The following is a 20,083-nucleotide window of genomic DNA, read 5'->3' on the forward strand; positions in this document are numbered from 1 at the left end:
GTCGCTCCGTCCACCCCGCCTGGCGCCTCATCATCTTCCCGACGAGGCCGATTCCTGGGCGGAGATCTCGTTCAGGCGCCGTTCGAGCAGGGCTTTCTCGGGATTCGTCGGTGCGGCCTCAAGGGCGCGCTTCGTATGCCTGAGCGCGCGGTCGCGATGCCCGCACCTTCGATGAAGCTCGCCGAGCGTCGCGTCCCACAAGTAGAAACCAAGGAGCCAGCTCGGCGCCTCGAACGCCTCGAGCGCGGCGAGGCCCGCGTCGGGCCCCTTCCACTCGGCCAGCGCGATCGCGCGATTCAGGACGTTGAGCGGCGACGGAGCGACGCGCTCGAGCACCTCGTAGAGCCGAACGATCTCCTCCCAGTCGGTCTCGGCATACGAGGGCGCGAGGCAGTGCTGCGCCGCAATGCCGGCCTCGACGTGATAACGCGAGACCGCCTCGCCGCGCGCGGATCGCATGAGGTGATCGAGCCCCCGCTCCACGAGCTCGCGATCCCAGTGCGAGCGATCCTGCACCTCGAGGAGCAAGAGGCCTCCCCATCCGTCCACGCGAGCGTCGAAGCGCGCTCCGTGAAAGCACATGAGCGCGACGAGCGCGTCCGTCTCCGGGAGCGCTCCTGCGGGATCTTGCCTCAGCATGAGCGCCAATCGAAGCGCTTCGTCGCAGAGCTCGCGGCGGATCACGCGATCGGGCTGCGCGGAGCTGTAGCCCTCGTTGAAGAGCAGATAGAGCATGTGAAGGACGCCCTGCACACGCTCCGGATCGACGCCCTGCACCTCCGCGTGCTCGCGTAGCCGGGCGCGGGCGCGTTGCAATCGCTTGTGAACGGCGTCTTCGCTCTGGAACAACCGAAGCGCGATCTCCTCGGTGCTGAAGCCGCAGAGGGTCTTCAGCGCGAGCACGAGCTGCGACTCGGGCGGGATCGCAGGATCGGCGCACACGAAGAGCAGCCGAAGCACGTCGTCCTGGACCTCTTGCTGCGCGTAGTCGGCATGGACTTCGGCGAGGTAGCGCTCTCCTCGTTTCTCGCGACGAAGCTCGTCGAGCACGTAGTTGTGCGCGACCCGATAGAGCCACGCTTCTGGGTTGTCGGGCAGCTTCGACGACCACGATTGCGTCGCCTGGAGAAGAGCGGTCTGCGCGGCGTCTTCGCAGAGCTCCATGCGATCGACGCCGAATCGGCGCGAGAGAATTGAGACCAAGCGCCCGAGCTCCCGGCGGAACCAATGCTCTGGAAGCTCGGGCGTCGTCATGTCAGAACGACGTGATCTCGATGATCTCGACGCTCGGAAACATGGGAACTTCCTTGGCGATCTCGACCGCTCGCGCGAGCGACTCGACCTCGATGAACGACCAGCCTGCGACGATCTCCTTGCCTTCGACGTAGGGTCCGTCGGTCACGGCGCCGGCCTTGCACACTGCCGATGCGCCGCCCGGCTTGGGGCCCGAGCGCGCAGGGGGCTGTTCGAGGATCTCCTTCGTGTGCTTGGTCATCCAGGCCTTCCACTTCATGTAGCCAGCCTGCATGTCGGCGGGAGAAGGCTGATCGCCCGGATCGGGTGACTTTCGATAGAGAAACAGGAACTTCATCGTCGGACCTCCTGAATGACCTGCTCCATCGCAGGTCTGATCGGGTGACGTTGGGACGTCCTCGAATGGACACGCTGATTTCGCGCACCAGAGGCGCCGGATGGGTGCATGCCCGGCGTCCACCTCCACGAGTGGCCCGGCCCCACGGGGTTGACTCGCCCCGAAGGCAGCGCGCGTAGCGAGTCACCTCGACATCGCCCGGAGCTTCGCTGGCATGGGGCGACAGCCGCAGTTCTTCTCGTGCGCTCGGTGCCATTCGAGCCGCTGCTCGATCGTCGGGCTCTTCGGCATCGGATGACGTGCGTGCCAGGCGGCGTTCACGCGTGGCCGATTCGCGGCGACGGTCTTCGGGGACTTCGCTGACCTGGGTCGCGGCGGCGCGTTCGCCGTGCGGGACGCGGCGGGGGAACGCGCGCGGAACCACTCGGCGATCTCTGCCATCTCGGGCTCGAAGTCGCCGGGCACCGAGAAGTTGAGCGCCCCCGCCGGCTTCGCGGTGCGGTTCTCGAAGTCGTGCGCCGTGCCTCCGGGCGCCATCACCAGCGAACCCTTCGGCGCGTCGATCCACGCGCCGCCCACGAAGAAGCTCATCGTCCCCTCGATCACGAAGAAGACGTCGTCCTCCTCATGCTCGTGCGCGCCCGGACCGCGCGTGTATGGCTCGAGCCACCACTCCGAGATCGAGTACCGCCTGCGCGTCTCTTCGCCGTCCGCCTTGAAGACGGCGTGCACCGGGCCCATCGCGTACGCGCGGCCTGCGCCCGGAGGGAGACGGATGGGAGCGCGCTTCTTCTCGCGTGGCATGACCCAGTGGTGTTAGCGCGGTGCCACGTTGCGCGCTACGAGGCCGCTGCGTGCCCCACGCTGATGCTTCGCGGTCCTCGGCGACACGGAGCGCGGCTTCAACGTGGAAGAGTCATCGCTTCCCGCCGGTCGTCGCATCGAGGGGCGCTGGACGATTCCTGGTGCAGCGGGTGGCGGCTACGACTAGCACCTCACACGGATCGACTGCCCCTCGTCATCTGGCCGACAAGGCCTCAACCCAATACCGACCGTTGCGAGATGGAGGAGGAGCACATGGCCAAGAACACGATCGTTCTGTGGTACGACAAGGACGCCGAAGCCGCGGCCCGCTTCTACACGCAGACCTTCCCAGACAGCGCGATGGGTCGCGTCTTTCGCGCGCCCAGCGACTACCCCAGTGGCAAGAAGGGCGACGTGCTGACGGTCGAGTTCACCGTAGCCGGGGTGCATTGCATGGGCTTGAATGGTGGGCCCGAGTTCAAGCACAGCGAAGCGTTCTCTTTCCAGATCGCGACCGACGACCAAGCAGAGACCGATCGCTACTGGAACGCGATCGTCGGCAATGGTGGCCAGGAGAGCGCGTGCGGGTGGTGCAAGGACAGGTGGGGCGTGTCCTGGCAGATCACGCCGCGGGTCTTGACCGAAGCGCTCGCGGCAGGGGGTGAGGAAGCGAGGCGCGCTTTCCAAGCGATGATGCCCATGAAGAAGATCGACGTCGCCACGATCGAGGCTGCGAGGCGTAGCTGACGCTTCGACTCTCCTCTTCACGCGTCGGACCTGCTGAATGGGGAGCCGCGCTGGGCCTGCTGAGCCCGGGAGACCGCGTACGTCCCACTCCGCGAGGATGGGCACGCGCCGGTCAACTCATTTTGACGCGCGATCCTCGGCCCCGAGTTGCCGGGCCTCTGGACCGCGCCGAGCAGCTCGCAGCTTCACCTTCCGCGCTCGTGTTCCCTCACCCGGTGATACCGCTCCAGCGAGAGCTCGGGATGGAGCGTCTCGACGTAGATGCGCTCCACGCTTCGCCCCATGCTCTTTCGCTTGACCCTCAGTGGACCGAAGGCGGTGGAGACCGCGTGCGTGCCCCCGCAGGGAATGGTCACCCCGTCGCACCGCCAGTACCACGCCTCCGGTTCATCAGGGTGCGGGAAGACCTCGACCGGAAGGCTCTTCTCCACCGCGCGCGAGGTGAAGTCCGAGATGGCCTGCATCTCCTCAGGCGAGAAACGCTGGCGCGCGGCAAAGTCGAGCCGTGCAGATTCCTCCGCGATGTGGCAGCCGCAGATCACATCGGAGATGCCCGGGCGGAGCCGTTCGATCCCCATCAGCACGAGGTGCCTGTTCTACGAGGACCCGTTCCTCACGGAGTGCGCGGCCGTTGTCACCCACGTCTCGGCGTCACGCGTTGCTCCTCTCGGACGGTGAGGCAACGTCCCCGACCGCAGCAGCCAGGCTCAGTGCGCCCACTTCGCGATGAAGATACCAAGGAGCGTCAGCCCCATCCCCAAGCCCTCTGTCCACGAGAGCCTCTCGCCGAAGACCATCGCGCCTATCGCCCGCCGCGAACAGGTTCAGGAACGCGTCGGCGCGACCGGAACAGGCGATTTTGCTTGCCCCGAGGCGGTAGACTGAACGTATGGGTCTCAGCACGCGCCGCATACCCCTGTACGAGCGACTCGCACGTCGGTACGCGCTGGCGATCGAGGCGGGCGCGCTGCGCGCCGGCGACAGGCTTCCGTCCATCCGCGCGCTGCGCGCCCAGGATGGCGTCTCCACCGCCACGGTGATTCAGGCGCTCGCGCGGCTGGAGTCGCTCGGGCTCGTCGAGGCTCGCCCGAGGCTCGGCACCTTCGTGCGCCCACACCGGGCGTTGCCGGCGCCCCAGCCCACTCGCCCGGAGCAGGGCGCCTGCGCCGTGACCCACTCCGCGCTCATCGCGCGGGTGCTCACCGTCATCGGCGACGAGCGGCTCGTGCCTCTCGGGATCTCCAGCCCCTCGCCCTCGCTTCTCCCGGCGGAGCAGCTCGCGCGTGCGGCTTCGGCGGTGTTCCGCGGCACGGCCGGCGCGGCGCTGCGCTACGAGCCGGCCGCGGGGTGTCCGCAGCTCCGCCGCACCGTCGCCCGGCGTGCGCTCACCTGGGGATTCGCGGCGCGGCCAGAAGAGGTCATCATCACCGCCGGAGCGTCGGAGGCGATCCACCTGGCGCTGTCGGCCGTCGCCCGACCCGGCGACGCCGTAGCCATCGAGTCGCCGGCGCACTACACGACCTTCCAGGCCCTCGAGGCGCTGGACCTCAAGGCGATCGAGGTGCCGTGCCGTCCGGACACGGGGCTGGACCTCGATGCGCTCGGGCGCATCCTGCGGCGCCGCCGCGTCGCCGCCGTGCTGGCGGTCCCGAGCTACAGCAACCCGCTCGGCAGCTGCATGCCGGAGTCGGCCAAGCGACGGCTCGTGGCAATGCTGGCGGAGCGCGGCGTGCCGCTCGTCGAGGACGACGTCTACGGCGACGTCGGGTTCGCCAGACGGCCGCCCGCAGCGAAGGCCTTCGACCGCCAGGGGGAGGTGCTGCTCTGCGGCTCGTTCTCGAAGACCGTGGCGCCCGGATGGCGGGTCGGCTACGTGCTCGCGGGGCGCTATCACGAGGACGTGCTGCTGCGGAAGTTTGCCCTCAACGTCACCACCAGTTCCGGACCGCAGCGCGCCATCGCGCGCTTCCTCGACTCCGGCGCGTACGATCGCCACCTCCGGCGGCTGCGGACGGCGCTCTCCGAGTCGGCGACCCGGATGCGTCACGCCGTCGCGAGATCGTTTCCGGTCGGCACCCGCGTCTCCAAGCCCACCGGAGGCTACGGGCTGTGGGTGGAGTTGCCAAAGTCGGTCGACGCGCTCGCGCTGTACTCCGCGGCGGTCGAGGAAGGGGTCAGCCTCGTGCCGGGGCACCTCTTCGGCCTGCGCGACGCGTTCCGCAATTTCGTCCGGTTGAGCTACGGCCACCGGTGGTCCGACGAACTTCAGGTGGCCGTGCAGAAGATCGGGCGGATCGCCTGTCGGATGGCGCAGGCTGACGCTGACACCCCGCCCACGGCGACCGGCGGAACGGGGAGGTGACTGGCCCAGCCCCACGCTGCGCCCGTCGTGGACTCCAGCAGGTCGCGGTGGATCTGAGGAGTGGACGATGCGCGCACGCGGGCTCAACCCCCGCGCGTCCGTACGCATGCTCGCGGCCCGGAAGGCGCGCGCCTCGTCGGGCTGCCGCGCGCGGTCGCCAGCGAGACCGTCGAGAAGCCGAAGCGCTCCCGGATGCTGTCGACGACCGCGCCGACGCGATCGTTGCGATCGAAGAGCGGGAGCTGCTCGAACGTGCCGAGGTTCGAGAGCTGGAGGCCGAGCAGGCGGATCGCCAGCGACCGCGTACGCGCCGCCGCGAACATCTCCTTGACGATGGGATAGAGCTCGAGCTCCGAGTTGGTTGCCATCGTGGTGTGCGAACGCGTGAGCGTGTGGAAGTCGGCGTAACGCAGCTTGAGGGTCACCGTTCGCGCCTTGACGTGGCGCTTGCGCGCGCGCCAGCAGACCCGCTCGCACAGCCCGCACAGGACCGCCTCGATCGACGCCGGGTCGCTCACGTCCTCGCGGAAGGTCCGCTCGTTGGAGATGCTGCCGACGGTCTCGCCCTCGGGATCGTGCTCGGAGAACGCCGGGCGCTCGCGGCCGAGGTCGCCCGAGCCCAGGCCCTGCACGCCGCGCGAGATCGACGCCGCCCAAGCGCCGAAGATCTTCTGCAGATCCGCCACCGGCGCCTCGGCGACCGCGCCCAGCGTCTGGTAGCCGGCGGCGTGCAGCTTGGCCTCGGCGACGGGACCGATACCGGGGAACGATCGCACCGGCAGCGGCGCGAGCACGGCGCGCTCGACGCCCGCAGGCACCAGCATCACACCGCGTGGCTTGGCCAGCGCCGACGCCACCTTGGCCACGACCTTGCTCGTCGCGACCCCGGCGCTGGACGGCAGGCCGATCTCGTCGAAGACGGCCGTCGTCAACTGCAGCACCGCGCCCTCGATGACGGCGTCGCCAGCGCGGTCTTCGCCGCCGTTCCCGCAGGCGGGGTCGCCGGAGGCATAGAGACGCTCGCAGCCGGAGAAGTCGAGATACATCTCGTCGATGCTGGCGACCCGCACCGTGGGCGCGAAGCGACGCGCGAGCTCGCGCACGCGCTCGGCGTAGGTGCCGTAGATCTCGTGGCGTGTGGGCAGGTAGATCGCGTTCGGCGCGCGCTTGCCGGCCTCGACGAGCGACATGCCCGACTTCACGCCGAGGCGGCGCACCTCGTAACTGGCGGCGGTGACCACGCCGCGGCTTCCCGGCTTTCCCCCGACGACCACCGGTTTGCCTTCAAGCGTCGGATCGAGCAGCCGCTCGACGGACACGAAGAACGTATCGAGATCCAGGCAGCAGATGCGCGGCGCCGTGAGCGGCTGCGCGCGCGCGAGCTCCGATGCCATCCCCATGTGCCGACGTTACCTGATCATCCGTTCAGGTACAAGTACAAGTCACCGCCTGGTCTTCGAGGGGGTGCTCCTGGTCGGCTTCAGGGCCTGCTTGCGCGGTGCCTTGCGCGACACCGGCCGCCGCGTCGACGCGGCCAGCGCCTCGCTCCGTTCCGCGTCGGTCAACATCGTTTGCAGCCTCGCCGTCGCGTCGCGCAGCGAGCACCGCCGATCGTCCAAGTCGGACCAGAGCTCGCCCACTTCACCGATGCGCGCCGCCATCGTGCGCAGCGTGAACGTGCGCGGGCCGGCGGTGCCTTCCTCGAGCTCGGCCCACGTGCACGGCGCCGAGATCGGCGCGCCCGGCCTGGCACGAACCGCGTAGACCGCGGCGAACGTCGCGCCCGGCAGGTTGCGCCCGGTGTCGACGAAGATGCGGTCGCCACGGTCGGCCTTGATGAACTCCTGGGTCAGGATGTGCGGGTGGCGCTTGACCAGCACCGCGCCAGCGTCGTGCGCAAACCGCCAGACGCTCTCCGCGTCGGCCTCGCCGTCGAGCGGGATCAGGATATGGAATCCCTTCGAGCCCGAGGTCTTCACGTACGACGGCAGCCCGAGCTCGTCGAGTAGCTCGCGCACCGCCAGCGCGGCCGTGCGCAGCGACTGCGGATCCTCCGCGGAGGGATCGAGATCGAACACGCACAGGTCCGGCTGATGGAGCTTCGGTACTCGCGAGATCCAGACGTGGGGCGTGACCGAGTTCTGGTTGGCGAGCCAGACCAGCGATCGCGCGTCGCCGACCAGCGGGTAGTGCACGGACTCGCCCGCCTTGCCGTCGCGCTTCTCGACCTCGACGCGCTCGAGCCAGCTCGGGAACCCCTTCGACACATCCTTCTGGATGAAGCCCTTCTTCTCGATGCCGGCGGGGAATCGCTCCATCGTGATGGGACGCCCGCGAATGTGCGGGATCATCAACGGCGCCACCGCGTCGTAGTACGCGCACAGCTCACCCTTGGTGATGGCGGAGTCGGGAAAGAGCACCTTCTCGGGGTGAGTGATCACGCTCGCTAAACTTGCCGTTGGCGCCCATTTGGGCGGGCCGTCGTAGCGATTAAGCGCCCATCCGCCCGTACTCCGGTTTCCCGCCGCGCTCGAACCGGTGGTACGTCGCGCCCTTGCTGCTCGTGACCGACTCCACCTGCTTGAGCGCCACCGGCACCGTGCCGCTACCGAAGAGCCGCTTGCCGGAGCCGAGCACCACCGGGAAGATGAACAGCCGGTACTCGTCGATCAGGTCGTTCTTCAGCAGCGTCTGGAGCAGCTCGGTGCTGCCCCAGGTGTGCACGGTCCGGCCGGGCTGCTGCCGGAGCTTCCGGAGCTCGGCGACCACGTCGCCCTTGATCAGGCTGGAATTGTTCCAGGTGACGCGATCGAGGCTGCGCGAGACCACGTACTTCGGCCGCGAGTTGAGCGCGGTCGCGATGGGGTCGTTGGGGTCGGTGACCTTGGGCCAGTAGTTGGCGAAGATGTCGTAGGTCTTTCGCCCGAGCAGGAAACCGTCGGCGTCCGTGATCCCCTCGGTGACCAGCCGTCCCATGACGTCCTCGACGTAGGGGGCCTGCCAGCCTCCGTGCGCGAACCCACCGTCGCGGTCCTCGTCGGGGCCGCCGGGAGCCTGCATGACGCCGTCCAGGGTCAGAAATGCATTCACGACGATCTTGGGCATACTCAAGTCCTCCACCAGGGCTATGACTCACGCCGGCCCGAGTCGACAGATTCGGCACAGAAGAGATGGTCTGCCGCCGAGCCGTTGGAAGCGGAACACACGCATTCGACCCGGCGGCCGGGAAACTCCATCGGTCGCGACCCAAGCGAGACGGCGCCGAGATCGACGCCAGCGTCGAGGACGCCCGTGCGCGTGCCCCAGCGGCGAGACGCGGAGGCGAGGTGTTCGCGCTCGACGGGCTGACCGGTAACCTCAGCTCGTACCGCTCGGCGACGGGCGAACCCTGCGAGCAGGCGTTCATACGTGCCGTCGGCGCGGCCGACAGCGAGCTGACGGTTTGGCGACGGGCGCTGGTGCGCAGCGTGATCTTGGCAACCTCGTCCGCGCGTGGTCCTGTGCTGGAGCTCTCATGCGTCACCCTTCGCTCGCCCTCGCGACGGCGGCGCTCCTGATCGTCGTCGCCCTGCCGCTCGCGATCAGTCTCGCAGTGTTCGCGCGGATCGAGCGCCGCGCCCAGGACCGCGCGGATCGCCGGGCTCGGGGTGAGGTCGAGTTGCGCGTCTCGAACCCGGGCGCGGCCCGCCTCGCTCTGTACCGCGCGGGGCAGAACCAGGGAGAAGCGGTTCCCGTCGCTGTCGAGTCGTTCACCTCCGCCTGGCTTCCGCCGGCGCGGTACTTCCTCGAGGCGAACGGTCCGCAGGGACGCCTGCTCTATCCCGTCACGTTCGATCCCGAGCGACCGGGCCCCAACGGCGACGGTTCGCTCGACCTCGTGGTGAGACCGATGCCGCCCTATCCGACGCCGCCGACCGACGACGGTCCGGGCTTCGTCTACGTGCCGAGCGGACCATTCGAGATCGGGGATCGGAGCACTCCGCGCCTGGCGCACCACCCGTGGGTGGCGGGCTTCTTCATCGCGACGTTCGAGACGACGAACGGCGAGTTCCGGCGCTTCCTCGCGGACCCTGGCGGTTACGACGATCGGGCCAACTGGACCGACGCCGGGTGGGCCTGGCGCGCGCGGGCCGCTTCGCAGACGACGGCCCGGCTCACACCGAGCGACCCCCGGTTCCCGCGCTTCGGTCGCGACCCGCTCCCCGTCGTGCTCGTCACCTGGTACGAGGCGGACGCCTACTGCCGCTGGCTGACCCGGCGCTTCGGAGGTGGCCGGTTCTGGTACCGGCTGCCGACGGAGGGGGAATGGGAGAAGGCAGCGCGCGGTCCGGACGGCTTCGACTACGGCCTCGGCATGGCGCTGAGCGAACCGCAGGCGGCGCTCTACAACTGGAGGAAGAACCCGGATGCCGATCCTACCGTCGTCGGCGCGGGTGAGAGCCTCGAGCGGTACCGCGCCAATCGCTACGGCCTCTACCACATGTCCGGCAACGCGGCGGAGTGGACGGCGTCGCTCTATCGTCACTACAACGTCGAGCAACCCTACCGCGAGGACGATCGCAACGACCGGGCGCTGCCCGGCATGCGCGTGACGCGTGGCGGCTCCTGGTACAGCGCGGCCAACGTGCGGCTCAACCTCGCGTACCGGGAGGAGTTCCAGCCGGACATGAGCAGCGACGATCTCGGATTCCGCGTGGCCGCCGTGCCGCTGGTTGGACCGCTACGCTGAGGGCGTGTCTACAAACTCACCGAGTACGCGGCTTCCCTGAACACCAGGACGTTCGAGTGAATGGTCGGCATACCGTCGGGCAGATCAATATAGAACCCGGCCGGCCCTGACCCGTCCCCGATATAGGAAGTCGGGTGCACATAGGGTCCCAGGTTGTCCAAGATGCCATACGAACCGGCCGATTCAACGAAGACGACCGGGTAGTCGGGCGCTGTAATCTCAAGGGTGAATCCCGCCACGTCGGCGTTGATCAGGTCGACGGTGCCGACACCCAACAACGTAGGCGGAGTCACGGAAAAGTTGAGGTTGAGGTAACTCCGCCAAGAACCTGGGTCGAACGTAATGAGGCCGACGTCTCGCGGGGGCAAGGTGACCGTGACTTGCGTTGAGAAGTTCTCCGCCATTGTCGTCCCGCTGCTGGGCACGAAATTCGCCAGCCGAACCTGTGCACCGATGCCGTTGAGCGTGAAAGACAAGGAGTAGAGGCCGGAGGCGTCTCGGCTCAAGACGCCGGTGAAGGGAACGGCAAAGCCGGAGGCGGATCCGAAAATGCCCATGGCGAGCAGGGCGGCTTTGGGGTCGATCATGCCAACGCCCGCCCTGGGACACATGCCAATGAGGCTCTCGCCATCGAGGCCGACGGAAAGCCGACATGACAGGCCTCCGCAGTCTGCATCCGAGCAGCATTGTCCTGCGGAGACGTCATAGACGAAGTCTCCGTGGTTCCCGACGTGGCTCTTGACGGCGGCCTCGGGAAGCGTGAGGGGAACCCATCGCCCGCCGGCGCGGTGGCACACGGAGACCTTCGCCGCCGAGCTCGCGCGCACGGAATCCCGGTCCCATGCCGTCGAGCCGGTGCCAGGCTCGACGGCGTCCGGGGTCAACGCTGATGTCGCATGCGACCCGCTCACGGGATCGGCATCGCCCGGCGCCCCGCAAGCCAGCAACAAGCAACTGGCAATAGCCATCGCTGTTCGCTGCATAGAGTCTCCTCTCGTCGAGCAAGCCGATCATGCTCCGGGCTGCATGACCATCAGAACGGCTCCTGGGTAGGCCACTGCGGTGTACGTCTCACCGGTGTGACCGCCTGCCGCGTTCCTCTGGACCGGCCGCGCGCTGCCGCTCAGCGCTCGACGCGCTCCCCGGGTCCGTGGGCGAAGAGGAGCCGGGTCCGCGCCGCTCCGCCCGCCGCCCGCACGCCGAGCGCAGGGGCCGGCACTCGCCGCAGTGCCTCGGCGTGATGTGGGTGGTGAAGCAGGCCGACGACCGGACCCAGGCCTACTGCTCCGCATGCCGCGACGTCGAGGCGGTCATCTCAGGCCGACAGGATCGCTCTTCGGCGACCGGCGTCGCAGAGGCGTCGGATCGGGGCGGGCGCCCGGGCTGACCCCGAGGCCTTCGGTGCGAGCAGCCTCAACCGATGGAGACGGTCCCCGGCACGACCCCGGCGTTCACGTCGCCCGCGCGGAAGCGGAACTTCACGCGCGCGACGCCGCCGTTCACCTCGATCAGCTCCTCGTACTGGTACTCGCCGGGCGGGAGCGGCATCGTGATTCCGTCGCGGCGGATGGTCGTGAACTCGCGCGCGATCTGCTGGAACAGGGTCGCCACCTGGCTGCTGTCGGGGTTTGACACGAACCGGCCGTGCCCCGCCGCGGCGATCGCCGACAGCTCGGAGGCCTTGATGGTGTTCCCGAGACCGATGACGTGGACCTCGAGCTGCGGGAACGCGCTGAGCTTCTCGAGCAGGCCGTCGAGCGTCATGGGCGCCGTCCCCGCGCAGGAGAAGGAGCCGCCCGCCGCGGGGTAGCTGATCGCGGGCGCGGTGGAGTTGTCGTACCAGCTGTAATTGTCCCAGCCGTCGGTGAAGACCACCATCGCGAAGTGATCGGACGACCCCGGCGCCACGAGCGCGTCATACTGCTGCTTCATCCGATCGACCATCCGCGCCGTCGCCGCGAAGAGCTTCGTCGCGTCCCCCGGAACCGGCGCGGGGATGTCGAGGACCGCCGCGTCCGGCATCGCGGGCGACGGCTCGCAGACGTAACCGTCCTGGAACCAGTCGAGCAGCGACGAGAACGTCCCGGTGTTCCAGGTCGTGAACTGCTGGCGGATGGACGCCTGCGTGTCGAGCGCCGCCTGCTTCATGGGCTCGAACGCCGGCGGCTGCCATTGCGTCATCGAATAGCTGGCGTCGAGCACCATCCCGACGCGCAGGTTCGCCATCATCTTCGTGTCGCGGAAGTCGGGGACCGACTCGAGGTCGACCTCCTGGCCGTCGACGAGCCGCCGAATCTGCGCCGTCGTAGGATCGATGGAGTTCCCCGAGGAGTCGCGCAAGACGAAGTCGAGGACGACGGTCGTCTTCCCGGTGGTGGGCTCGAAGATCGCGACCGGCGCGCCCCGCACCTCCACGCTCGGCCGCCGCGGCGGTGGCCCCATGGAAGCGCCCCCGCCGCACCCGGCGACGGAAATGGCGAGCGCGAGGGCCGTCCAGAACGAGGAACGATGCGGTTGGAGCGTCATTCTCCTGCCGTACCATGATCATGGGACCACGCAAGAAAAATCTCGGGGGTTCTTCGCGATGTGGGAGTTCCGACCGGGAGTCCCGACCGGGGAGTCCCGACCGACAGTACCGCCGCGCGAACCGCCGACCATTCCGCGGCCGTTCTTGGCTCCAGCCGCGCGCTCCATGTTGTTCCTGCACCCGCACGGGAAAGGGCCCTTGACCCATGCCGTATGCGTGTTCATGCATATGCACGTACATGCACCTCGACGCGTTCCAGGCCCTCGCGGATCCCACCCGGCGACGCATCGTCGAGGCGCTGAGCGTCGGGGAGCAGCAGGTCAACGACGTGGTCGGGAAGCTGGACATCCATCAATCCGGCGTGTCGCGGCACCTCCGGATCCTCCTGGAGGCGCGGTTCGTCCAGGTCCGTGCGGATGGGTCTCGCCGGCTCTACTCGCTACGTCCGGAGCCGTTTCAGGAGCTGGATGCCTGGCTGGAGGGCTACCGGAGCCTCTGGGACAGGCGGCTGGACCGCTTCGGCGAGGCGCTGCGGAAACGGCGCGCGGCTCGCGCCACCCACTCCAAGGAGAAGGCGAGATGAAGAACGAGAGCGCAGCACCGAACCCTCAGCCGGTCCGGTTCGAACGCACCTACGACGGCCCGGTAGACGACCTCTGGGACCTCTGGACCACGATGGACGGCTTCGAGTCGTGGTGGGGTCCCGAGGGGTTCCGGGTCAAGGTGTCGAGGATCGAGCCACGCGTCGGCGGCAGGCTCGACTACGACATGATCGCGACCCGCGCCGAGGAGATCGCGTACATGCAGAAGGAAGGCTGGGCGGTCCGCCACGGGACGCACGGCACCTTCGTCGAGCTCGAGCCGAAGCGCCGGCTCAAGCTCCGCCATCGGATCGACTTCATCCCCGGCGTCGAGCCGTACGACAACGACATGGTGGTGGAGCTCGTTCCGGAAGGCGCACGCGTTCGCATGGTGGTCGAGATCGAGCCGCACCGGGACGAGCAGTGGACTCGCATGTCCGCTCAGGGCTTCGAAAGCCAGCTCACGAAGGTCCCCGCGGCGCTGGCGGCGCGCCGGAGCTCGTCGCTCAGCTGACGGCGCCTGGCATTCCTACTCACTTCTTCGGAGGCGCCTCCACCCCCGAGAAGACCAGCACCTGATCCGGGAGCCGTGCGCCGCGGATCTGGACCGCCGACACCGCTCCATTCAGCTCGGCGAGCTCGCTCGACGTGAGCCGCAGGTCAGCGGCACCGATGTTCTCGAGCATGTGCGGCATCTGCGTCGTCCCGGGGATCGGCACGATCCAGGGCTTCTGCGCCATCACCCAGGCGAGCGCGATCTGTGCGGGCGTGGCACGCTTCCGCTCGGCCCAGCGCCTGAGCAGCGCGACCAGCGCCAGGTTCTGCGGAAGATTCTCCGGAGAGAAGCGGGACTCGACGCCGCGGATGTCACCCTGAGCGAAGCGTGTGTTCGAGTCGATCGCTCCCGTGAGGAACCCCACGCCGAGCGGGCTCCACGGCACGAAGCCGATTCCAAGCTCCTCGCACGTGGGGATGACTTCCTTCTCGGGTCCGCGCCAGAGCATCGAGTACTCGTTCTGGACGGCCGTGACCGGCAGCGTCGCGTGCGCTCGGCGCAGCGTCCTGAGCCCCATCTCCGAGAGACCCCAGTGCAGGACCTTGCCCTGCTGCTTCAGGTCCTTCACCGCCCCGGCGACGTCCTCGATCGGCACCTCAGGATCGACCCGGTGCTGGTACAGAAGGTCGATCCGGTCGGTCCGGAGGCGCTTCAGCATCCCTTCGACAGCGAGCTTGATGTGCTCGGGCGTGCTGTTGAGCCCGGGCCGCCGCTCTCCCGTCTGGACGTCGATGTTCCAGCCGAACTTGGAGGTGATCACGACCTTGTCTCGGAACGGCGCGACGCCCTCGCCGAGGATGCGCTCGACCTCGTGAGGGCCGTACGCCTCGGCCGCATCGAAGAACGTGACGCCCCGGTCGAACGCGGTCCGGATGATGTTCAGCATCTCGGGTCGGGACGGGATCGTCGTCTGGTAGGTGCGGCTCATGTTCTGGACGCCGAGCCCGACGCTGGAGACCTCGAGGGACCCCAGCCTCCGACGTCCGATCGCTGACGGGGTCGGCCTGCTCGGCGCCGGCGCATGTGCAGCGGAGCGCGGGGGCGCACCGCCCAGGAGCGGCGTCGCTGCCAGGGCGCCCGCCGACAGCAGGAAGGAGCGGCGTCCGAGGCCGTCCTTGCGATTCGAGGCGGTCATCACAGCTCCTGCCGCGTCGGGCGGAAGAGGATCTCGTTGATGTCCACGTCCTCGGGCTGCTCGATCGCGAACGCGACGGCACGGGCGAACGAGGACGGCGGGATCGCGTACTCCTCGTAGAACTGCGCGATGCCCTTCGCGATGTCAGGCTCCGTGATGCTCTGCGGCAGCTCCGTCGCGACTGCGCCCGGCGAGATGATCGTCGAGCGGATGTTCCAGGGCTTCACCTCCTGTCGCAGCCCCTCCGAGATCACGCGCACCGCGGTCTTCGTCGCCGAGTAGACCACTCCCGCCGGACGGACCTTGTGGCCGGCGACGGACGAGACGTTGATGAAGTGGCCGCTCTTCTGCCGCTGCATGTGGGGCAGCGCGGCGGCGATACCGTAGAGCACGCCCTTGATGTTGACGTCGATGGTCCGGTCCCAGTCGGCGATCTTGCGGCGCTCGAGGGGCGAATGCGGCATGAGCCCGGCGTTGTTGAGCATGACGTCGATGCGGCCGAACCGCTCCACGGCAGCATCGACGAGGCGTTGCACTTGCGCGGAGTCGGTGACGTCGGTGGCGAGGGTGAGCGCCTTGCCGCCGCCCTTGGTGATCTCCCCCACCAGCGCATTCAGGCGGTCCACGCGACGAGCGCCGAGCACGACGATCGCGCCCCGCTCGGCGAGATGACGGGCGGTCGCCTCGCCCATGCCGCTGCTGGCGCCGGTGATGACGACGACCTTGCCCGAGATGTTGGTGCCGTTCATGTGTCCGTTCATGTTCACGCTCCTGTCGCTGATGTCGCTGTGGGCTCACGCCTCGGGGATCGGCCTGCCGTAGCTCTCGAGGGTGATGCTGCCGGGCTCCGGTCCGCCGCGGACGCCGGTGTCGAGCGCGTCGATGGCGGCGAGCTGCTCCCGCGTGAGCTCGAAGTCGAAGACGGCGAAGTTCTCGGCGATGCGGGCGGGCTTGGTTGACTTCGGGATCGCCGAACGGCCCTGCTGCAGATGCCATCGCAGCATCACCTGGGGGGCCGACTTGCCATGCTGGCGCGCGATCTCGAGCAGCGTCGGGTCCGCGAACGACGTCTTCTCGAGGCCTCGGTAGGCGGTGATGCCGCCGATCGGCGACCAGGCCTGCGTCGCGATGCCGTGCTCCGCGTGTACGCGCTGGAGCGCCGTCTGCTGAAAGTACGGATGCACCTCGATCTGGTTCACGGTCGGTACAACGGACGCGGTGCTCAGCAGCCGCTCGAGGTGCTCGGGCATGAAGTTGCTCACGCCGATCGCGCGCACCCTGCCGTCCGCGAGGAGCTTCTCGAGCGCCCGGTACGCTTCGAGGGTGAGGTCGAACGCCGACGGCAGTGGCTGATGCAGGAGGAGCAGGTCGATCTGCTCCACGCCGAGCTTGCGGGCGCTCTTGTCGAACGCGTGCAGCGTGGCGTCGTAGCCGTAGTCGCTGATCCAGACCTTCGTCTCGATGAACACCTGGTCGCGGGGAAGCCCGGAGCGACGGAGGCCCTCGCCGACCTCGCGCTCGTTGGCGTACGCGGCGGCGGTGTCGATGAGCCGGTACCCGGTCGCGAGGGCGGTCTCCACGGCTCGCGCGGTCTCGGCCGGCGGGCTCTGGAACACGCCGAGCCCGAGCGCCGGCATCTGGACACCGTTGTTGAGGGTGATGGAGGGACTCTTCGCGGTCATGGTCGAACTTCCTTCGGGTGGGATTCCGTCTGTGGCCGGTTCGGCACCCCTCCGCACCGGTCGGAAGGAAACTAGCGGCCTCGCGAGCCACGCAGTAGGCGCCGAGCCCGCAATGGGCCTTCAAGCTGTGCTTGAAGATCTCCCCCGCTGACGCGCTACGCTCTACGGGGCGAGGAGGCGGGCTCCCCTCCCCCACCTCCGAGCCTCTCGATGAAGACGACACTTCTCCCGCAGCTCCAGACCTTCCTCGTGGCGGCCCGGCGGAAGAGCTTCAGCGCGGCGGCGCGCGAGCTCGGCGTCTCACCGGCGGCCGTGAGCCAGTCCGTGCGTCAGCTCGAGGAGCAGCTGCGCGTCGTGCTCTTCACCCGGACCACGCGTACCGTGGCGCTCACGGATGCGGGACGGCGGCTCTTGGAAGGCGCGGGGCCGGGCCTCGGCCAGGCGCTCGCCTCGCTGCAAGAGGTGTCGGCGCAGCCTGGGGAGGCAGTGGGTCGGCTGAAGCTGACCGTGCCGGAGGTCGCGGTTCCGTACGTGGTCACGCCCGTGCTGGCGGCTTTCCGCGCCCGCCACCCGCGCGTCGAGGTCGAGGTCGTCGTCGAGAACCGCCTCGTGGACATCGTCGCGGAGGGTTACGACGAAGGCGTGCGCCTGCACGAGGCGATCGAGCGGGACATGGTGCAGGTGCGCCTCACCGACGCCTTCCGCTTCGTGGTGGTGGGGGCGCCCTCGTATCTCGAGCGTCAGGACGCGCCGCGGCGCCCCGAGGACCTGCTGCGGCACGAGTGCTTCACGTTCCGCGTCCCGTCGAGCGGCGCGCTGTATGCGTGGGAGCTGGAGCGTGGCCGGAGGAACTGGCGGGTGCCGGTGCGAGGCAGCGTCGTGACGAACGACCGCCGGTTGACGCTGGCGCTGGTGGAGCAGGGGCTGGGGCTCGCGTACGCCTTCGAGCCCGCCGTGAAGGAGGAGCTGCGCACGGGGCGGCTCGTGCCCGTGCTCGAGGAGTACGCGCCGACCGTCCCCGGGTTCTTCCTCTACTTCCCGAGCCGGGCGCAGCGCTCGGGTCCCTTGCGCCTCTTCATCGAGGTCGCCAAGGAGTTCGCGACGAAGGCGCCTTGAAGCGGCGGGGCACCCGGCGCGGCGCCGGTGCCGTGTTCGCTTCAAGCGTCTCGTCGCGTATCTTCGAACGGAGGACACCATGGGCAAGCTGATCTACATCGCGAACATCTCGCTCGATGGCTACGTCGCCGACCGCGCCGGAAACATCGGCTTCACCGTCCCGACACCCGAGGTGTTCTCGACGATCCTCGAGCTCGTGCGAGGCGCCGGCACGTACGTGTACGGCCGCAAGATGTACGAAGTCATGGCGGCGTGGGAGACGGCGCACCTGACGCCCGGTGCACCGTCGTTCGTGCCCGGCCTGGGCGATCTCGAGCGCGACTTCGCGAACGTGTGGCGCGGGGCCGACAAGCTCGTGATCTCGACGACGCTAGCCACCGCGACAACGCAACGAACGCGCATCCTGCCCTCCTTCGACGCCGACGCGATCCGCCACCTGAAGCGCGACCAGACGCTCACGGTGGGCGGACCGCACCTCGCCGCAGCGATGCTGAACGCCGATCTCGTCGACGAGCTTCACGCCTTCGTCAGTCCGGTCATTCTCGGAGGCGGGAATCCCTGGCTCCCACCAGACCTCCGACGAACCCTCACGCTCGTGGGCGAGCGCCGGATGGGCGGCGTCGTGCACCTCCACTACGCGCAGTAGCGGATCCCGGACTCGGGTGCAGGCGTTGAGTCATAGGCGCCCCGCCGCGACGCGGCCCGAGGACGAAGAGCCCCTGCCGCCTTGCGGCGACCGGGGCCACGGCGCGGCGCTCCTGCGCTAGGCTGGGGGAGGAGGACGCCACATGCCCGAACCCACGAGCGCACCGATAGCCGTCGACGCGACCGCCGTCCCGCCACGCCGCGGGGCCGCGTTCGTCCCCGAGCCGTTCCGGACCATGCTCGCCGGCCGTGTGAAGCACCCGCTCGGCGATCACTTCGGCCTGAAGGCCTTCGGCGTGAACCTCGCCCGGTTGGCCCCGGGCGACCGCTCCGCCCTCCACCACCGGCACTCCGTGCAGGACGAGTTCGTCTACGTGCTCGACGGGCACCCGACCCTCGTCACCGACGCGGGCGAGGTGACGCTCTCCCCGGGCATGTGCGCGGGCTTCCCGGCAGGCGGAACGGCCCACCACGTCGAGAACCGCACCGGCCGCGAGGCCGTGTTCCTCGAGGTCGGGGACCGCGGCACGGGCGACCAGGTGGTCTGGCCGAACGACGACCTCGCGCTCGTCACCGGACCCGACGGGAAGCGGCGGTTCACGCACAAGGACGGGACCCCGTACTGACTCACGAAACGCGAAGCCCCGGTCGCCGCCAAGGTGACCGGAGCTCCGGATGGTTGCGGGGGCCTGCAACGCCGAGAATCATGATCGCGTACGTGCTCGCGAACCCGGTCGCCGCCGGCCTCGTCCGCCGCGGCGCTGAGTGGCCCGGCCTCTGGACCGCGCCCGAGCAGCTCGCGGGCACGACGCTCTCCGCGCGAAGGCCGAAAGTCATCTTCGACCCGAAGAGCTACATGCCCGACGTAGCGAGCTCGAGCTGACCGTCCCCCCCGGTTTCGAATCGGCGGAGCACTTCCGGGCGCTCGTGTCGGAGGCCCTCGGCGCCCTCGAGGAGGAGCACCAGCGGGAGCTCGCGTTAGAGAGGCGCCGGTTTCTCGGGCCTGCGCGCGTCCTCGCCCAGAACCCCTTCTCGCGTCCGCCGCCCGGCGAGCCGCGCTTCGCGCTCAGTCCGCGTATCGCCGCCCGCGACAAGTGGAGGCTCGAGGGGATCTTCCGCTTGAAGACGGTCCTGCGCGAGTACCGGCAGGCCTGGACCGCGCGGCAGTCGGGCGCGTCCGACGTGACGTTCCCGGCGGGCACCTACCTCCTCCGCATCTTGCACGGCGTGCAGTGCGCCGGCGCTGCGTAAGGCCGTTCCGCGCTCGGTCACGCCGTAGAGGAACTCGGTAGCGCTCGCTTCCGGCGCCGCAATGTGCGCGGCGACGCGCCGACAATCGTCTGGGCGTTGTCCGGGCCGTCCACATACCGGTTCGAGCGGTACTCACGGTCACTTGCTTCGGCGCCAGCGCGCCCCCTCCCGCACACCAGAGGCTGGGCGCGGCCCGCCTTCAGGTTTCGCGGAGCGGGTACTCTGGGGCGGGGAGCCCCGTCACATTCTTGTCGCAGCGCTCCCTTTTTCGGACGCCGGAGTCGCCCCGTCAGGCTTCGCATAGCGTTGTTCTCGGACAGGGCGCCCCGGTTACTCTCGGGCGGGGCGCCCGCGCCC

The 20,083-nt window shown here is 68.9% G+C and carries 22 protein-coding genes; 10 read left to right on the plus strand and 12 right to left on the minus strand.

The genetic code is table 11. The features are described from left to right. Positions 1–30: 30 nt before the first annotated feature. The 3 genes from MLV88_RS03185 to MLV88_RS03195 form a co-directional block, all read right to left on the minus strand. On the minus strand, positions 31–1,254 hold the full coding sequence (locus MLV88_RS03185) for an RNA polymerase sigma factor (protein WP_243336794.1): 1,224 nt from the start codon (positions 1,252–1,254) through the stop codon (positions 31–33). A gap of 1 nt (position 1,255) precedes the next feature. Next, entirely contained in the window at positions 1,256–1,591 is a 336-nt protein-coding gene (locus tag MLV88_RS03190) for a YciI family protein (RefSeq protein ID WP_242359979.1), read from the minus strand. A 183-nt stretch (positions 1,592–1,774) separates the two neighbouring features. Next, positions 1,775–2,395, minus strand: coding sequence for a cupin domain-containing protein (locus tag MLV88_RS03195; RefSeq protein WP_243336795.1), 621 nt, complete (start codon positions 2,393–2,395; stop codon positions 1,775–1,777). 273 nt (positions 2,396–2,668) lie between these two features. On the opposite strand from MLV88_RS03195, the gene MLV88_RS03200 reads away from it, so the two are divergent. Then, positions 2,669–3,142 carry a VOC family protein gene (locus MLV88_RS03200; protein WP_243336796.1) on the plus strand — a complete coding sequence of 158 codons (474 nt, stop codon included), beginning with the start codon at positions 2,669–2,671 and terminating at the stop codon, positions 3,140–3,142. Between the two features lie 185 nt (positions 3,143–3,327). On the opposite strand, the gene MLV88_RS03205 is transcribed toward MLV88_RS03200, so the two are convergent. Then, positions 3,328–3,726, minus strand: coding sequence for an alanyl-tRNA editing protein (locus MLV88_RS03205; protein ID WP_243336802.1), 399 nt, complete (start codon positions 3,724–3,726; stop codon positions 3,328–3,330). A 305-nt stretch (positions 3,727–4,031) separates the two neighbouring features. Here MLV88_RS03205 and MLV88_RS03210 point away from each other — a divergent pair, with 305 nt between their 5' ends. Continuing rightward, complete coding sequence (locus tag MLV88_RS03210; protein WP_243336803.1) at positions 4,032–5,504, plus strand: aminotransferase-like domain-containing protein; 1,473 nt, start codon at positions 4,032–4,034, stop codon at positions 5,502–5,504. Positions 5,505–5,587: 83 nt separating this feature from the next. Here the strand turns inward: MLV88_RS03210 and MLV88_RS03215 are convergent, their stop codons facing one another. Genes MLV88_RS03215 through MLV88_RS03225 form a run of 3 tightly spaced genes read right to left on the minus strand, consistent with a single transcriptional unit; the run spans position 5,588 to position 8,609 of the window. Continuing rightward, positions 5,588–6,898, minus strand: a complete 1,311-nt coding sequence (locus tag MLV88_RS03215; RefSeq protein ID WP_242359984.1) for a DNA polymerase Y family protein — start codon at positions 6,896–6,898, stop codon at positions 5,588–5,590. A gap of 48 nt (positions 6,899–6,946) precedes the next feature. Next, positions 6,947–7,945: a non-homologous end-joining DNA ligase gene (gene ligD / locus MLV88_RS03220; protein WP_242359985.1), complete on the minus strand. Its 999-nt coding sequence runs from the start codon at positions 7,943–7,945 to the stop codon at positions 6,947–6,949. A 49-nt stretch (positions 7,946–7,994) separates the two neighbouring features. Continuing rightward, positions 7,995–8,609, minus strand: coding sequence for a dihydrofolate reductase family protein (locus tag MLV88_RS03225; protein ID WP_242333057.1), 615 nt, complete (start codon positions 8,607–8,609; stop codon positions 7,995–7,997). A 409-nt stretch (positions 8,610–9,018) separates the two neighbouring features. On the opposite strand from MLV88_RS03225, the gene MLV88_RS03230 reads away from it, so the two are divergent. Continuing rightward, positions 9,019–10,233 (plus strand): formylglycine-generating enzyme family protein, encoded by a 1,215-nt coding sequence (locus MLV88_RS03230; protein ID WP_242352333.1) that lies wholly within the window; start codon positions 9,019–9,021, stop codon positions 10,231–10,233. 8 nt (positions 10,234–10,241) lie between these two features. Here the strand turns inward: MLV88_RS03230 and MLV88_RS03235 are convergent, their stop codons facing one another. Then, on the minus strand, positions 10,242–11,216 hold the full coding sequence (locus MLV88_RS03235) for a hypothetical protein (RefSeq protein ID WP_242359987.1): 975 nt from the start codon (positions 11,214–11,216) through the stop codon (positions 10,242–10,244). A 430-nt stretch (positions 11,217–11,646) separates the two neighbouring features. After that, positions 11,647–12,675 carry a vWA domain-containing protein gene (locus MLV88_RS03240; RefSeq protein WP_243336806.1) on the minus strand — a complete coding sequence of 343 codons (1,029 nt, stop codon included), beginning with the start codon at positions 12,673–12,675 and terminating at the stop codon, positions 11,647–11,649. Between the two features lie 323 nt (positions 12,676–12,998). Here MLV88_RS03240 and MLV88_RS03245 point away from each other — a divergent pair, with 323 nt between their 5' ends. Continuing rightward, the gene (locus tag MLV88_RS03245) at positions 12,999–13,343 is read left to right on the plus strand and encodes an ArsR/SmtB family transcription factor (RefSeq protein WP_243336815.1); all 345 of its coding nucleotides are present in this window, start codon (positions 12,999–13,001) and stop codon (positions 13,341–13,343) included. Further along, positions 13,340–13,855: an SRPBCC family protein gene (locus MLV88_RS03250; RefSeq protein ID WP_243336817.1), complete on the plus strand. Its 516-nt coding sequence runs from the start codon at positions 13,340–13,342 to the stop codon at positions 13,853–13,855. Before MLV88_RS03245 ends, MLV88_RS03250 begins: the two co-directional genes overlap by 4 nt. 19 nt (positions 13,856–13,874) lie before the next feature. Here MLV88_RS03250 and MLV88_RS03255 read toward each other — a convergent pair whose 3' ends face one another. The 3 genes from MLV88_RS03255 to MLV88_RS03265 form a co-directional block, all read right to left on the minus strand. After that, the gene (locus MLV88_RS03255) at positions 13,875–14,885 is read right to left on the minus strand and encodes an aldo/keto reductase (protein ID WP_243336871.1); all 1,011 of its coding nucleotides are present in this window, start codon (positions 14,883–14,885) and stop codon (positions 13,875–13,877) included. A gap of 146 nt (positions 14,886–15,031) precedes the next feature. Next, positions 15,032–15,793 carry an SDR family oxidoreductase gene (locus MLV88_RS03260; RefSeq protein ID WP_243336827.1) on the minus strand — a complete coding sequence of 254 codons (762 nt, stop codon included), beginning with the start codon at positions 15,791–15,793 and terminating at the stop codon, positions 15,032–15,034. Positions 15,794–15,826: 33 nt separating this feature from the next. Then, positions 15,827–16,714, minus strand: a complete 888-nt coding sequence (locus MLV88_RS03265) for an aldo/keto reductase (RefSeq protein WP_243336829.1) — start codon at positions 16,712–16,714, stop codon at positions 15,827–15,829. 210 nt (positions 16,715–16,924) lie between these two features. On the opposite strand from MLV88_RS03265, the gene MLV88_RS03270 reads away from it, so the two are divergent. The 5 genes from MLV88_RS03270 to MLV88_RS03290 all read left to right on the plus strand — a co-directional run bounded on the left by MLV88_RS03270 (position 16,925) and on the right by MLV88_RS03290 (position 19,726). After that, positions 16,925–17,830, plus strand: a complete 906-nt coding sequence (locus MLV88_RS03270; RefSeq protein WP_243336831.1) for a LysR family transcriptional regulator — start codon at positions 16,925–16,927, stop codon at positions 17,828–17,830. A 79-nt stretch (positions 17,831–17,909) separates the two neighbouring features. Further along, complete coding sequence (locus MLV88_RS03275; RefSeq protein WP_243336833.1) at positions 17,910–18,476, plus strand: dihydrofolate reductase family protein; 567 nt, start codon at positions 17,910–17,912, stop codon at positions 18,474–18,476. Positions 18,477–18,618: 142 nt separating this feature from the next. Continuing rightward, positions 18,619–19,101 (plus strand): cupin domain-containing protein, encoded by a 483-nt coding sequence (locus MLV88_RS03280; RefSeq protein WP_243336835.1) that lies wholly within the window; start codon positions 18,619–18,621, stop codon positions 19,099–19,101. An 80-nt stretch (positions 19,102–19,181) separates the two neighbouring features. Beyond that, positions 19,182–19,358: a hypothetical protein gene (locus tag MLV88_RS03285; protein ID WP_243336838.1), complete on the plus strand. Its 177-nt coding sequence runs from the start codon at positions 19,182–19,184 to the stop codon at positions 19,356–19,358. A gap of 44 nt (positions 19,359–19,402) precedes the next feature. Then, positions 19,403–19,726 (plus strand): hypothetical protein, encoded by a 324-nt coding sequence (locus tag MLV88_RS03290; protein ID WP_243336839.1) that lies wholly within the window; start codon positions 19,403–19,405, stop codon positions 19,724–19,726. Positions 19,727–20,083: the final 357 nt, after the last annotated feature.

It is taken from the genome of Anaeromyxobacter soli (assembly GCF_022808855.1).
Taxonomy (GTDB): domain Bacteria; phylum Myxococcota; class Myxococcia; order Myxococcales; family Anaeromyxobacteraceae; genus Anaeromyxobacter; species Anaeromyxobacter soli.